At 35.5% G+C, this 13,212-nt stretch carries 12 protein-coding genes; 8 read left to right on the top strand and 4 right to left on the bottom strand.

Features of this window, described 5'->3' with window-relative positions:
* Window positions 1-10 precede the first annotated feature (10 nt).
* The 5 genes from OLM57_RS14875 to OLM57_RS14855 are packed head-to-tail and all read left to right on the top strand — an operon-like array spanning window position 11 to window position 6,314.
* On the top strand, window positions 11-1,072 hold the full coding sequence (locus OLM57_RS14875) for a glycoside hydrolase family 130 protein (RefSeq protein ID WP_264564477.1): 1,062 nt from the start codon (window positions 11-13) through the stop codon (window positions 1,070-1,072).
* Window positions 1,065-2,357 carry an MFS transporter gene (locus OLM57_RS14870; protein WP_264564476.1) on the top strand — a complete coding sequence of 431 codons (1,293 nt, stop codon included), beginning with the start codon at window positions 1,065-1,067 and terminating at the stop codon, window positions 2,355-2,357. Before OLM57_RS14875 ends, OLM57_RS14870 begins: the two co-directional genes overlap by 8 nt.
* Before the next feature lie 32 nt (window positions 2,358-2,389).
* On the top strand, window positions 2,390-4,108 hold the full coding sequence (locus tag OLM57_RS14865) for a hypothetical protein (protein WP_264564475.1): 1,719 nt from the start codon (window positions 2,390-2,392) through the stop codon (window positions 4,106-4,108).
* 11 nt (window positions 4,109-4,119) lie between these two features.
* Entirely contained in the window at window positions 4,120-5,742 is a 1,623-nt protein-coding gene (locus OLM57_RS14860) for an alpha-amylase family glycosyl hydrolase (RefSeq protein WP_264564474.1), read from the top strand.
* 56 nt (window positions 5,743-5,798) lie between these two features.
* Window positions 5,799-6,314, top strand: coding sequence for a phosphoheptose isomerase (locus tag OLM57_RS14855; protein ID WP_264564473.1), 516 nt, complete (start codon window positions 5,799-5,801; stop codon window positions 6,312-6,314).
* Between the two features lie 131 nt (window positions 6,315-6,445).
* Here the strand turns inward: OLM57_RS14855 and OLM57_RS14850 are convergent, their stop codons facing one another.
* Both OLM57_RS14850 and OLM57_RS14845 read right to left on the bottom strand, forming a co-directional pair.
* On the bottom strand, window positions 6,446-7,549 hold the full coding sequence (locus tag OLM57_RS14850) for an NADH:flavin oxidoreductase (protein WP_264564472.1): 1,104 nt from the start codon (window positions 7,547-7,549) through the stop codon (window positions 6,446-6,448).
* Window positions 7,550-7,555: 6 nt separating this feature from the next.
* Entirely contained in the window at window positions 7,556-7,855 is a 300-nt protein-coding gene (locus OLM57_RS14845) for an ArsR/SmtB family transcription factor (protein WP_264564471.1), read from the bottom strand.
* 427 nt (window positions 7,856-8,282) lie between these two features.
* Between OLM57_RS14845 and OLM57_RS14840 the strand changes: the two genes are divergently transcribed.
* Genes OLM57_RS14840 through OLM57_RS14830 form a run of 3 tightly spaced genes read left to right on the top strand, consistent with a single transcriptional unit; the run spans window position 8,283 to window position 11,307 of the window.
* The gene (locus OLM57_RS14840; protein WP_264564470.1) at window positions 8,283-8,912 is read left to right on the top strand and encodes a PIG-L family deacetylase; all 630 of its coding nucleotides are present in this window, start codon (window positions 8,283-8,285) and stop codon (window positions 8,910-8,912) included.
* 19 nt (window positions 8,913-8,931) lie between these two features.
* Window positions 8,932-10,074 (top strand): glycosyltransferase family 4 protein, encoded by a 1,143-nt coding sequence (locus OLM57_RS14835; RefSeq protein WP_264564469.1) that lies wholly within the window; start codon window positions 8,932-8,934, stop codon window positions 10,072-10,074.
* Window positions 10,075-10,080: 6 nt separating this feature from the next.
* Window positions 10,081-11,307, top strand: a complete 1,227-nt coding sequence (locus OLM57_RS14830) for a glycoside hydrolase 100 family protein (RefSeq protein WP_264564468.1) — start codon at window positions 10,081-10,083, stop codon at window positions 11,305-11,307.
* A gap of 61 nt (window positions 11,308-11,368) precedes the next feature.
* Here OLM57_RS14830 and OLM57_RS14825 read toward each other — a convergent pair whose 3' ends face one another.
* Together OLM57_RS14825 and OLM57_RS14820 are read right to left on the bottom strand one after the other, a co-directional pair.
* Complete coding sequence (locus OLM57_RS14825; RefSeq protein WP_264564467.1) at window positions 11,369-12,103, bottom strand: LytR/AlgR family response regulator transcription factor; 735 nt, start codon at window positions 12,101-12,103, stop codon at window positions 11,369-11,371.
* Complete coding sequence (locus OLM57_RS14820; protein ID WP_264564466.1) at window positions 12,090-13,160, bottom strand: sensor histidine kinase; 1,071 nt, start codon at window positions 13,158-13,160, stop codon at window positions 12,090-12,092. The genes OLM57_RS14825 and OLM57_RS14820 overlap by 14 nt, the downstream gene beginning before the upstream one ends.
* Window positions 13,161-13,212: the final 52 nt, after the last annotated feature.

The following is a 13,212-nucleotide window of genomic DNA, read 5'->3' as shown; positions in this document are numbered from 1 at the left end:
ATTGAAGATAATGATAGACATAGCAAAACGATTCGAACAAAACCCTTTATTATCACCCAAAGATTTACCAGCGAGCATCGATGGCTTACAAATTACTTGTTTGTTGAATCCAGGTGTGTTTCAATACGAAGGTAAAACTTGGCTACTAGTAAGAGTTGCCGAAAGACCCGAACAAAAAGAAGGTGTGATTTCTTTTCCTATTCTTACCGAAACTGGCACCGAAATTATTGAAATTCCAACAAATGCACCAGAATTGGATGCTTCTGATGCAAGAATAATTAATTACAAAGGGGTTGATTATTTGACTACGCTTTCTCATTTACGTTTGTTGTGTAGCGAAGATGGTATCAATTTTTATGAGCCAGAAGGCTATCCATTATTGGTAGGCGAAGGAATTTTGGAAGCTTTTGGAATAGAAGATTGTAGAGTAGCTTTGATTGAAGGAAAATACTATTTGACTTTCACTTCTGTTTCGGACAATGGGGTTGGCGTAGGTTTGCGTACCACTACCGATTGGAAAACATTCGAGAAACACGGTATGATATTGCCGGCTCACAATAAAGATTGCGCCATTTTTGAAGAAAAAATCAACGGGATGTTCTATGCCCTTCACCGTCCGAGTAGTGTGGAAATTGGTGGAAATTATATCTGGATTACGTCATCTCCAGACGGATTGCACTGGGGAAACCACAAATGCATTATCAAAACTAGAAAAGGGCTTTGGGACAGCAAAAGAGTTGGTGCGGGTGCAGCTCCTATAAAAACAGAAAAGGGATGGCTATCCATTTATCATGGAGCCAACGAAAATCATCAGTATTGTTTGGGGGCTTTTTTAATGGATTTAAAAGATCCTTCAAAAGTAATTGCCCAAACGGAATTGCCAATTATGGTGCCAACAGAAGAATACGAAGTCAGCGGTTTCTTTGGAAATGTAGTATTCACAAATGGTCACATTGTAGAACCGGATGGAGACACCATTACCATTTATTATGGCGCTTCGGATGAATTTGTGTGTGGCGCTAAATTTTCAATCGAAGAAATCTATTCACTTTTAAAATTTAACAATGTTTAAAAAAATCCAAACCGAAATTGATCATTTTCAAAGTCAGACCCGTAATTTTCGGATCTTAATTTTTACCAATTTGGTGTATGCTTTGGTGTTGCCTGTAATTGATATTTTCGTGGCGGCCTATATCATGAGAAACTCCAATGACACTTCCAAAGTTGTTATTTACCAATTGGCAATTTATACAGGGATTCCGCTTACCTTTTTACTAAATGGGTTTTTGTTGAAACATTTTAACATTCGAAAATTATATTCAACAGGAATGATGCTTAGCGGTGTTGCCATGATTATCATGATGTCGTTCAAGATATTGGATTTAACCGGAATCGGAATCGCGGGAATCATCATGGGAATGTCGTTCGGTTTGTATTGGTCCAATAGAGATTATTTGGCATTAGCTATTACAAATGACAAAAATCGCAACTATTATTATGGTTTGGAGACTTTTTTCTATACCATAATTGCCATTGTAATCCCAGCCACTATAGGTTGGTTTATTCAATCCAAAACTGGAGAAGCAGAAAAACATAGTGCCTATATTATCATTACGGGAGTTGTTTTTCTTATTACAATTGTGGCTTCAATTGTTTGTTTTAGGGGTAAATTTGAAAACCCGGCACAGAAACAATATATCTTTTTCAAGTTTCATCCCTTGTGGTATAAGCTTTTATCTTTGGCTACCTTCAAAGGATTGGCACAAGGATTTTTGGTAACCGCTCCGGCTATGCTTATCTTTAAATTATTGGGAGAAGAAGGCGCATTGGGTAATGCACAATCGATAGGAGCAATATTAGCCGCCATCGTTATCTACCTTATTGGCCGTTTTTCTAAACCTTCCGACAGAATAAAAATATTTGCGGTAGGATTGATACTTTTTGCTCTGGGTGCTTGTTTGAATGGATTCTTTTATAATAAAACAGGTGTTATTATATTCTTATTGTTATTGTTAATAGCTAAACCCTTAATGGATCTAGCTTATTTTCCGATTCAGTTGAGAGTTATTGATATTGTTTCCCATATCGAAAAGAGAGGGGAATTCACTTATATATTAAATCATGAAGCGGGTTTGTATGTTGGTAGACTTTGTGGAGCGGGAACATTTTTGGTTTTATATTATGCCCTTTCCGAAGATTTTGCCTTGCGTTATGCCATTGGTATTATTGCGCTTTTGCAATTGTGTTCTATTTATATCAGTAAAAAAATAATTGCCGAAGGGAATATTCTTTCTCCAGAAAAAGAGGAACCTATTGACCTAAAAGTTCTGGATCATGTGGCAGAACATATTGTTTAAAAATCGTTAATCTTTATTCTAAAATTTAATTGATGAAAACTTATTTTAAAATTGCTATTGCAGGGCTATTATTTTTCAGCCTCAGCATAGAAGCACAAACAGTACAAAAAAAGATAGCTCGTGTAGAACAAATGCCTAATGTTCCTGCTCATTTGGAAATCATTGATTATAAAAAACTGGCGCTTGATTTTGATAAAACAGTTTTCGATTTTAATGCAAAAGGCAAATATTGGCCTTTAGTATGGAAAGACAATAGCCGAAAAAATTACCCGCAAGAAGTGGTGGGATTATATACAGCTATGGCAGATGTACGTCAAGGAACGAACAATAAAGGAATGTTTCATGAGGCTCTGGCCACTATGGGAGCCACATTGGGCGCTAGTTTGGTTGGGATTGACAAAACAAATCAGCAGAAACTGAATTATGTTGGCATGACCAAAAATTATTTCAACAGCGAAACCAGTTGGGATATTATGATGAATAATACATGCCCCGAAGTAGCTTTATTGGGAGGTGGGTATGGACGAGATTGGTGGTATGATGTGTATCCAAATTTATTGTTTTATGCGATATATGACAAATATCCAAACGAACCTGGATTGGAAAAAATTGCTAGAAAAATTGCTGATAAATTCTATGAGGCCGATGTAGTTTTGAATGGGAATTATGATTATTCCTATTTTGATTATGCCAAAATGCAACCCATGAAAAACACCATTTGTGCACAACCAGATGCCGCAGCCGGACATGCATGGGTTTTATACTCCGCCTATAAAAAGTTTGGAGATCCAAAATATTTAAAAGGTGCAAAAAGTGCCATGGCAGCTTTAGAATCGCAAAAAATAAATCCAACCTATGAATTATTAATGCCATTTGGAGCCTATTTATCGGCAAAAATGAATGCCATAGAAGGAACTCATTATGATACCGATAAAATGTTGGGCTGGACTTTTGATGGAACCGCTGTATGCCGTGAAGGTTGGGGCGTATTGGTTGGAAACTGGAATGGGTTTGATATTTCAGGTATTGTAGGAAGCACTGTGGATCATGGTGGTTATGGTTTTTTGATGAATACCTATGATATGGCTTGGCCGTTGGTACCAATGGTGCGATACAACCAATCGTATGCCTCGGCTATCGGGAAATGGATGTTGAATGCAGCAAATGCATCTCGTTATTTTTATCCAAAATACATGCCGGATGAGCATGAAACAATTCCACAATTAGCCGAAGCAGGAAAAGGAGTAATAGCCTATGAAGGAATGATTAAAAAATCGAATTACGATAAATATGATTATGTGCCAGCTCCTGTTGCACAAGGAGACGGACCGCTTTGGGTACCGGGCAAAAATCCAGAAGAATCACAATTGAGTGTTTATGGTAGTGCTCATGTGGGAATCTTTGGTAGTATTATCAAGACGACCAATGTAGAAGGAATTTTGCAATTGAATTTGCTAGCAACCGATTTTTTCCATGACAAAGCCTATCCTTCGTTCTTGTATTACAACCCATATACGACGGACAAAACGGTTTCATTAAAAATTGGGAAAGATAAAAAAGTGAATTTATACAATACCGTTTCTGGAACTTTTGTTGCAAAAAACGTTTCTGCTTCCGCAAATATTAAAATTGGGGCATTAAATTCAGCTGTAATTGTAGTCGTTCCTGCTAATGGAAAAATCACTTACTCGGGCTCGAAAATGTTGGTAAATGGTGTCGTGGTGGATTACAATTTTCAACTGAAAAATTAAAAGTGTTGTGTATGCAATCTAAATTAATAATTATCGTGCTCCTTTCTTTCTTTATGTTTGAGTCGGGTTCTTTAAAAGCACAGAACACAGAAAAGAAATGGTGGAAAGAATCTGTTTTTTACCAAATCTATATGCCGAGTTATGCCGATAGCAACGGTGATGGCTATGGTGATTTTAAAGGAATGACTGTGAAGTTAGATTACTTGCAATCGCTAGGTATAAAGGGCATTTGGTTGACTCCTTTTCTCACTTCGCCAAAAGTGGATAATGGCTATGATATTGCCAATTATTATAAAGTTGATCCCACTTATGGCAATAAATCCGATTTTGAGGTTTTCTTGAAGGAAGCACACAAAAGAGGAATCAAAGTGATAATGGACATGGTTTTGAATCACACTTCCACCGATTGTAAGTGGTTTCAGGAATCTCGAAAATCAAAAGACAATCCTTATCGTGATTATTATATCTGGAAAGATAAACCCAACAATTGGGAATCTTTTTTCGGAGGAACTGCTTGGCAAAAAGACACTTTGACGGATCAATTTTATTATCATAAGTTTGATGTAAGAATGGCCGATCTCAATTGGGCAAATCCAAAAGTGGTGGCTGAGGTTCAAAAAGTACTTCGCTTTTGGTTGGATGCCGGTGTAGATGGATTTCGACTGGATGTTATCAATTTTTTGAACACTGACGGAATTACGACAGACAATCCTATGAAAGAGGGTGTGCAAGATCACAAAAACGACATCGACCAAAAAGGCGTGAAAGACGCGATGCGAATCATAAAATCGACTGTGAACGAGTATAATAATCGTTTTATTGTTGGAGAAATTGGTAGCGACAAAATAGAAGTCCTGAAACAATACCAATCACAGGATTTGTTGGATGTGGTTTTTAATTTCAACTTTGGAAGCATCAAAACATTTTCATCAAAACGTATTTTTGATGAGTTGCAAAGCATGGAGAAAAACATGAGTAATTATCCAACTTTGTTTTTTGGAAGCCATGATATGCCTCGAATGATCGATCGATTGGCTGATGGAAGTCCCAACAGAGCTTTGGCACTGGCGGCTTTGATGCTTACCGCCAAAGGAGTTCCTTTTGTGTACTATGGCGAAGAAATAGGAATGCACAATATCATTGTTAAAAATCTTGAAGAAATGGTCGATATTCAAGGGAAAACGCATTATGAATTGACCCTTGCCAAAGGTAATAATCCCGATGAGGCACTCAAGGAAGGGAATGAACACAATCGGGATAAATCGCGTAGTCCAATGCAGTGGAATGGAAATGCTTTTGCAGGATTTTCAAAAGAGAAAACTTGGATTAAAACCAATTCTGATTACCAAAAAAATAATGTTTTAGAGTTATTAACCAAAGAAAATTCAATTCTTAATCGCTACAAAAAGTTGATTGCCTTAAGAAATAATGAAAAAGTCTTGCAATATGGTAAGTATGATAGGCTTGACTATAAAGAAGATCAAATTCTATTTACCCGATCTTTTGAAGGAGACCAAATTACGGTCCTGATTAACTTTGGTTCGGAAAAGAAAATAAGCCTTCCAAAAGGAGGGCAAATTTTAATGGGCAGTACCCAATTAAAAACCAATGATTTTATTATTTACAGAAATTAGAATTAACAAACTTTAATTTCGAATAGAACATTTACTTTAAAAATAAAACTAAAAAAATGAATTTAAATATCTCAAATAATTTAGATAAAATTGCCGTTTTTGAGCAAATTGCAGCAGCATTAAAAAAAGAAAATTTCTCAGTCGTTCAAGAAGATCAAACCAGACCATGGGGAGGTTTTTTTGTAATTGATGAAAGTCAGGCGGGTGCTTTTGTAGCAAAATTTTTTCCACATTTGGAGATGGAAGCGATTACAATTACCAATAAGTTAAGTCCAAAGATTTTGGTTGTGGCTCCTCATAAACGTTTGTCATGGCAATATCATTTTCGCAGAGCGGAAATCTGGGAAATACTATCTGGTTTAGTAGGTGTGAAGACCAGTATGACAGATGAAGAAGGAGAAATTCAAGAGCTTGCACCTGGCACTTTTATACAAATGGACAAAGGAGAACGTCATCGCTTAATTGGATTGGAATCTTGGGGAGTAGTTGCTGAGATTTGGGAGCATACAGACCCAGAAAACTCTTCAGATGAAGAGGATATTGTTCGTTTGCAAGATGACTTTGGGAGATAATTAGTTGCAAAAATAGTTATCAGGTCTTTAATGTCTTGTTTAGGTTTAAGTGTAAAAAAAACAGAAAGAAATTGTTAAAATTCCTTTCTGTTTTTAACTCTTTTAATAGATTATTACCCTCTACAAATTTATTATAATACCAATTCACCCAAAGCTTCTTTACTAAAGCCTATCAGTTGATCCATTTTTCCTGATTCTATCTTGGCTACCCAATTTGGGTCGGCTAAAAGAGGTCGTCCTACCGCTACAAGGTCAAAATCTCCTCTGTCTAAACGTCTTATGAGTTCATCTAAAGAGGTTGGCTGTGAACTTTCGCCAGCAAATGCTCCAAAGAAATCACTAGAAAGTCCTACTGAGCCAACAGTAATTGTTGGTTTACCTGTTATTTTTTTTGCCCATCCTGCAAAGTTAAGGTCATTCTCTTCAAATTCAGGTTCCCAAAAACGACGCTGTGAACAATGTAAAATATCTACGCCAGCATCTATTAATGGGGTAAGCCAAGCTTCCATTTCTTGAGGGGTTTTCGCTAGTTTGAAATTATAATCAGCGGGTTTGAATTGAGAAATTCGCATAATAACGGCAAAATCTTCACCTACTTGTTTTCTGATTTCTTTGATGACTTCAACCGCAAAACGAGTACGTTCCGCTAGACTTTTTCCGCCATAAACATCGGTACGCTGATTTGTTGCGTCCCAGAAAAATTGGTCTATTAGATAATCGTGGGCGCCATGGATTTCGATACAATCAAATCCTAATCTCTTGGCATCAGCGGCAGCTTGTCCAAAAGCTACTATGGTGTCTTCAATGTCTTTTATGGTCATTGTATTGCCATTACTAAAACCAGGTCTGTTTAATCCTGATGGACCTTCAAAAGGAACAGGAGGGACCCAACCCGAATGGTGATTGTCCATAATTCCCATATGCCATATTTGTGGTCCCATCTGGCCGCCGACAGCATGAACGCCATCAATTACTTTTTTCCATCCAGCTAATGATTGGTCTCCATAAAAGTGAGGAACATTGGCATCATTTGATGACGAAGGTCTATTAATAACAGTCCCTTCCGATAATATTAATCCAACTTTGCCTTCGGCTCTTTTTTGATAATAAGCAGCCACTTTATCTGTAGGTACTCCATTTGGAGAAAATGAACGCGTCATTGGCGCCATTACTATTCTATTTTTAAGATTTAGCGTCTTCAAGTTGAAGGGCGTAAATAAACTATTTGTGTTCATACTATTTTATAAATTAGATTCAATTAATTCGCTCAATGCAGTAAATGCTTTTTCGTTGCGTTTGTAATAGGTCCATTGTCCAACACGCTTAGATTCTATGAATCCGGCACGCTGAAGAATTGACAAATATTCTGAAACAGTGGATTGGGTTAGTCCCGCTTTGGCCTGAATTTGTCCTACGCAAACACCATGCTCAAAACCAGCAACTAACTGTTCTGGGAAATTTAGTTCAGGCTCTTTTAACCATTCCAGCATTTGTAATCTGGACTTGTTAGATAATGCCTTAAATAGTTCTACATAATTCATAAGGCAAATATATCGACTTTTCCCGATATATCTATTATGTTTTTGAAGAAATGATAGAAAGTCGTTTTGAAAATGGTACGATTCGTTCTTTGAAGTATTAGTAGTACAGGCTTTTTGCAGATTTATTGGTTTTTGATTTTAGGTACTTTATTCATAATAGAATATTGTGAAAACAAATTGTAAAGTCGAATTTAAATTTAGGATGGTTCATTCATTTCTTTTGCTTTCTTGTTTTTACACAAAAGGATATGTAGATTGAAAATCAGTTATTTATGAAAATTTTATTGATTAAATTGATACAAAAAAATAAAAAAAATCATTACATTTCTAGTGCTTTTAATGAAGTTAAAATTATTAACAACAGACAAAGATTAAACAATAGTAATCACTAACATTAATCAGGTAGTTAAAAAATAATTTTGAAAAAATGGATGCTAAATTAAATAGATCAGTACTCATAATAGTTGCACATCCTGATGATGAAATCCTTTGGGCAGGAGGAACAATCTTGAGTAATCCTTATTGGAACTATTTTATTATTTGTCTTTGTAGAAAAAATGATGAAGACCGCTCCTCTAAATTTTGCAAGGTTTTAAAAATTCTTAATGCACAAGGAATAATGGGAAATCTTGATGATGGTCCTGAACAAAGATCTTTGGAGACAATTGAAGTCGAACAACACCTATTGGATTTATTGCCCCAAAAACATTTTGATTTAATAATAACACATAGTCCGAAAGGGGAATACACAAAACATTTACGTCACGAGGAAGTGAGTAGAGCTGTTATTATGCTTTGGAGTGAAGGCAAAATTTATGCTGATGCACTTTGGGCTTTTGCCTATGAAGATGGGGAAAAAAAATATTTTCCAAGAGCAATTGAAAAGGCCTCTTACTTTGAAACGCTCAAAAACGAGATATGGATTAAAAAATATAAGCTAATAACCGAGACATACGGCTTCGAGGAAAACAGTTGGGAAGCAAAAACAACACCAAAAGTTGAGGCATTTTGGATTTTCAATAACTCAGATGATGCGATTCAATTTTTGAATAAATAATTTAATAAAATTAATTTAGATGAAAGTATTAGTGCTTTATGATTATCCGCCGTCGCCAGGTGGGCTTGCAACTCAAGGAGATCTTTTATACAAAGGTTTGTTAGAATTGGGTGTTGACGCCCATGCAGTTCACTTTGATTCAGCACAAGAAAAAGAATGGTATTATCGCTGGTTTGAACCCGATGTAGTGGTAGGTATTGGTTACTGGGGTCACACGCCACAGTTGATTTTACATCCACAACGATATGGAATTCAGCCAGTTCCATGGTTGGTTGCTGATGGTTATATTGCTAATTATCAGGAAGTTTTAAATGAACTTCCATTAATATTGGTCACATCGCATTGGGTAAAAGAAATGTATGTTAGGGACGGTATCAATGGAGATAAAATTGAAGTTTTGCCTGTGGGTTGCGATACCGATTCTTTTAAAGCTTACGATAAAAACGATCCCAAAATTCTGGACGTTCGTGAATCTTTGGGTATTTCTCCAGATCAATTAATGATTTTAACGGTTGGTGGAGATGCCGCATCCAAAGGGGCTCAGGAAGTTATGCAAGCCTTATCTATTATTGACACTAAAGCACCTGATTGGAAATATGTTTGTAAAGTTTGGCCTCAACAAAGAACAAAGTCCCAAAATCTTGAAGATCTACAGATCGCATCCAATTTGGGTATAGAAAAAAACATTACCTATACAACCAACACTATTTCTCGAAATTTCATGCCTTACCTCATTGGTGCCTGCGATATTTATGCGGCTCCCTCTCGATTAGAAGGATTTGGAATGCCACAAGTAGAAGCAGGAGCATGTGAAAAACCGGTCATTGGTATTAAAGCTATGGGAATGTTAGACACTTTGATTGATGGCAAAACCGCATTTTTAGCCAATGTTGCCAAAAAAATTGTGGTGAATGAAGTTATTCTTGGTGATGAATCAGGATTTGAAAACAATTATAAAGTTATATTTAATGAGCCTCGAACCGTTGATTATCGCGCCAATGTTCAAGATATTGCCAGTGGATTATTAACCTTGATGAATGATGCCGAATTAAGGAAAAAAATGGGAAAAGAAGGCAGGAAAAGAGTAGTCGAAAACTTTGATTATAGAATTGTTGCCAAAAAATTTATAGCTATAATGAATGATAAATTAGGTCTAAAATAAATTGTGATGATAAATTCTCAACATACTTCAGCAATAAATACAGCCAAAAAAGCAGCTCTTGAAGTGCTTTTGCACAACATGCATGGTCCATTTCATGGGCTACCTCGAACTGCGGGCTGGGGGTATCCAGAGCCCTACACCAGAGATTTGTTGATTTCGATTCTCGGAATTGTCGTTTCTGGAAATGAACTGTTAGTAAATAGCATTCGGAAGGTTTTGGAAACTTTGGCAATAAACCAATCTGAAAGAGGACATATTCCCTCTCTGGTTCATGATTCTGATGACAGGGGAGCGAGTGATACAACACCCTTGTTTTTATTGGGAGTGGGTATATACAGACAAATAATTAACGAACCTGATTTTTTAAAAGAAGCTGTTCAAAAAGCATTAGTTTGGATGGAATATCAAAGTCCATCCGATATGTATTTAGTAGCCCAACAACCCACTAGCGACTGGCGAGACGAGCAATGGGTACTCGGATACGGATTGTTTGTGAATACTTTGACCTATAGTTTTTTAAAAATTTTAAATCAATCTAAAAGGGCAGATAATCTATACCATGAAATGAAACGTTTTACCATTACGGGAGGTGTGATTCATCATCATGTACATGAAGGTTTGGTATTGAAACACAAACCGTATTATGCTTTTTGGGCCTATAAAGTGTATAGTAGTGAACGTTTTGATTTGTTAGGGAATTGTATTGCTATTTTATCGGGAATTGCCTCGCCAAAAAGAGCTGATGAAATGATTTCTTGGATAGAGACCGAATGTGAAGAAATGAAAAATAAAGGATTATTGGCAGTTGATTTGCCTCCAAATTTTTTTCCTTATACCAATCCAAATGATCCTGATTGGCACGATAGATATTCTGAATTTAATAATCCGGGTGATTATCATAATGGTGGTATTTGGCCATTTATATGTGGTTTTTATGTTGCAGCATTAGTGGCGGCAAAAAGATTTGCATTGGCAGAACAGAAATTAATAATATTAACGGAATGTTTGAAAAAAACGAATCTATTGACTGAATCAGCGGCCAACAATAACGAAAAATCCTCCAATTATATAAATGAAGCAAATATGGAATTTGGTTTTAATGAATGGATAAAAGCGCAGGACGGTGAACCCAAAGGTCAAAATTGGCAAACTTGGAGTGCGGCTATGTATTTATACGCGGCTAAATGCGTAGAGGAAAAAACAACTCCATTTTTTGACGAAATGCGCAAATAATAATTAAAGTTCAGTCGCTATCAAACGTACTTTTCACTCATATGTTTTTAAATCTCAAAAATCAGCAATGATTTATCAAAATAGATTGCAATAAAACATTCGTTTTTGAAGCGTATAATCGTCCGATGGGTAAAACCTTATTTTTAATAGTTACTGAACGACTGTTGAATTGAGAAACTTTTTTCAGTGTAATGAGAAAAGAACGATGGATTCTGCAAAAAAAGCCTTCGGGTAATTTCTCAATCATTTCCGTAATGGATTGATGTGTTTTAAAGCAATCTTTTTCAGTATGAATTAAGAGATAATTGCCTTGCGATTCAAAATAATCAATTTCGTCGAGATATAATTTAAGTTTTTTTCTTTCGCATTTTACAAATACAAAGGGACGTTCCGTTTCTGCTTTAGAAAGTTGCTCGAATTCCTGATTTGTTTTCTGAATTTTGCAATATTTCTGTATAGCTTTCGAGAAACGATCGAATGAAATGGGTTTTAATAAATAATCAATCGCTTCCAATTCAAATCCTTCTACAGCATATTGTGGATTGGCGGTTGTGAAAATGATTCCAATATCATTTGGCAATGATTTTGCAAATTCTATACCCGATTTTCCAGGTAAATTTATATCCAAAAAAAGCAAATCTATTTTTTGGGTCTTCAAAAGATTCACAGCATTGTTTGTACTCATGAACTTTCCTTTCAAATCCAAAAAATCAAATTTGGCTATATGCATTTCAAGTAATATGGATGCTGGAAGTTCATCTTCTATAATGATACAATTGATTCTAGTGGGTGTCATTTATTTTTATTTTTAAAGAAACAAAAAACGAATCTTCTTCATTTTTGATGATCAAATTATGCTGATTTGGATAAAGCAATTCCAATCTTCTTTTCACATTAGCGATCCCGACTCCGCTGTATTGATTTTCGATATTTCTGTTTTTCGAAAAGTCTGGCGGTAAGCTATTCTCAATTTTAATTGTCAACCAATCTTCTGAAGCTGAAATAGAAATGGTAATCCATGCTTGGGAATTGACATCGTCTAAGCAATATTTGAAACTATTTTCAATAAATGGAAGGATTAAAAATGGTTCGATAAATTGATTTTTACAAATTCCATTGGTACTAAAACTCAGTTCAAGTCGGTTATCAAATCGCAATTGTTGCAACGAAATGTAGTTTTTTAGATATTCAATTTCTTTTTCCAAAGGAATGTGTCTGGAATTCACATCATAAACAGAATATCTAAGAAAATCTGAAATTTGAAGTACAATGTCAGCAGAATCATCTGATTTACTCAAGATTTTGGAGTACAAGCTATTGAGAACATTAAATAAAAAATGAGGATGAAACTGATTTCGCAATGAAAATAATTCAGCTTCCAGCTTCTCGGACAGGATTGCTTGAACCCTGTTTTTCTCTTCAGCAAGATAATATACTAATTTTATTGCCAAAGGGATAGTAATAACAAACTGTAGTTTAATCACATTATACAAATATGCGGGAGCTGAAAATAATGGTTCGATTTTCCATTCGGTTAAATTAAAAGCTATTATAATGTAATTATCAATTAACCGCTGAATAAAAGCAAAGAAAAGTATTGAAAGCACATAAATTAAAATGAAAAGGGCTCTCTTTTTTTTGAAGAATAAAAGCGGCATGGCTACTTCGACAATAAGTAAAACAAACAATATTTTAGGAAGTACACTATAGCATTCATTGGATAAGGCTCTCCAAAAATCGGCTGTAGGCAAACCTTGAATTAAACTGAACAACAAGATGTATCCCAACCAATAGATAGTATACATTTTTATTTTTTGGGATGTACTCCCGGAATACATAACTGAATCATTCATTACCGAATTTGTTTTCTGAAATGTAAAGCTAAGTGTTTTGTTTTAGAATTAA

The sequence above is a fragment of the Flavobacterium sp. N3904 genome, assembly GCF_025947305.1.
Lineage (GTDB): Bacteria > Bacteroidota > Bacteroidia > Flavobacteriales > Flavobacteriaceae > Flavobacterium.
This window is presented reverse-complemented; position numbering and strand designations above follow the sequence as displayed.

Excerpts from the sequence above, each read along its gene's own strand:
- OLM57_RS14875 (WP_264564477.1), top strand. The coding sequence starts at position 11 with ATGATAGACATAGCAAAACGATTCGAACAAAACCCTTTATTATCACCC.
- OLM57_RS14870 (WP_264564476.1), top strand. The coding sequence starts at position 1,065 with ATGTTTAAAAAAATCCAAACCGAAATTGATCATTTTCAAAGTCAGACC.
- OLM57_RS14865 (WP_264564475.1), top strand. The coding sequence starts at position 2,390 with ATGAAAACTTATTTTAAAATTGCTATTGCAGGGCTATTATTTTTCAGC.
- OLM57_RS14860 (WP_264564474.1), top strand. The coding sequence starts at position 4,120 with ATGCAATCTAAATTAATAATTATCGTGCTCCTTTCTTTCTTTATGTTT.
- OLM57_RS14855 (WP_264564473.1), top strand. The coding sequence starts at position 5,799 with ATGAATTTAAATATCTCAAATAATTTAGATAAAATTGCCGTTTTTGAG.
- OLM57_RS14850 (WP_264564472.1), bottom strand. The coding sequence starts at position 7,549 with ATGAACACAAATAGTTTATTTACGCCCTTCAACTTGAAGACGCTAAAT.
- OLM57_RS14845 (WP_264564471.1), bottom strand. The coding sequence starts at position 7,855 with ATGAATTATGTAGAACTATTTAAGGCATTATCTAACAAGTCCAGATTA.
- OLM57_RS14840 (WP_264564470.1), top strand. The coding sequence starts at position 8,283 with ATGGATGCTAAATTAAATAGATCAGTACTCATAATAGTTGCACATCCT.
- OLM57_RS14835 (WP_264564469.1), top strand. The coding sequence starts at position 8,932 with ATGAAAGTATTAGTGCTTTATGATTATCCGCCGTCGCCAGGTGGGCTT.
- OLM57_RS14830 (WP_264564468.1), top strand. The coding sequence starts at position 10,081 with ATGATAAATTCTCAACATACTTCAGCAATAAATACAGCCAAAAAAGCA.
- OLM57_RS14825 (WP_264564467.1), bottom strand. The coding sequence starts at position 12,103 with ATGACACCCACTAGAATCAATTGTATCATTATAGAAGATGAACTTCCA.
- OLM57_RS14820 (WP_264564466.1), bottom strand. The coding sequence starts at position 13,160 with ATGAATGATTCAGTTATGTATTCCGGGAGTACATCCCAAAAAATAAAA.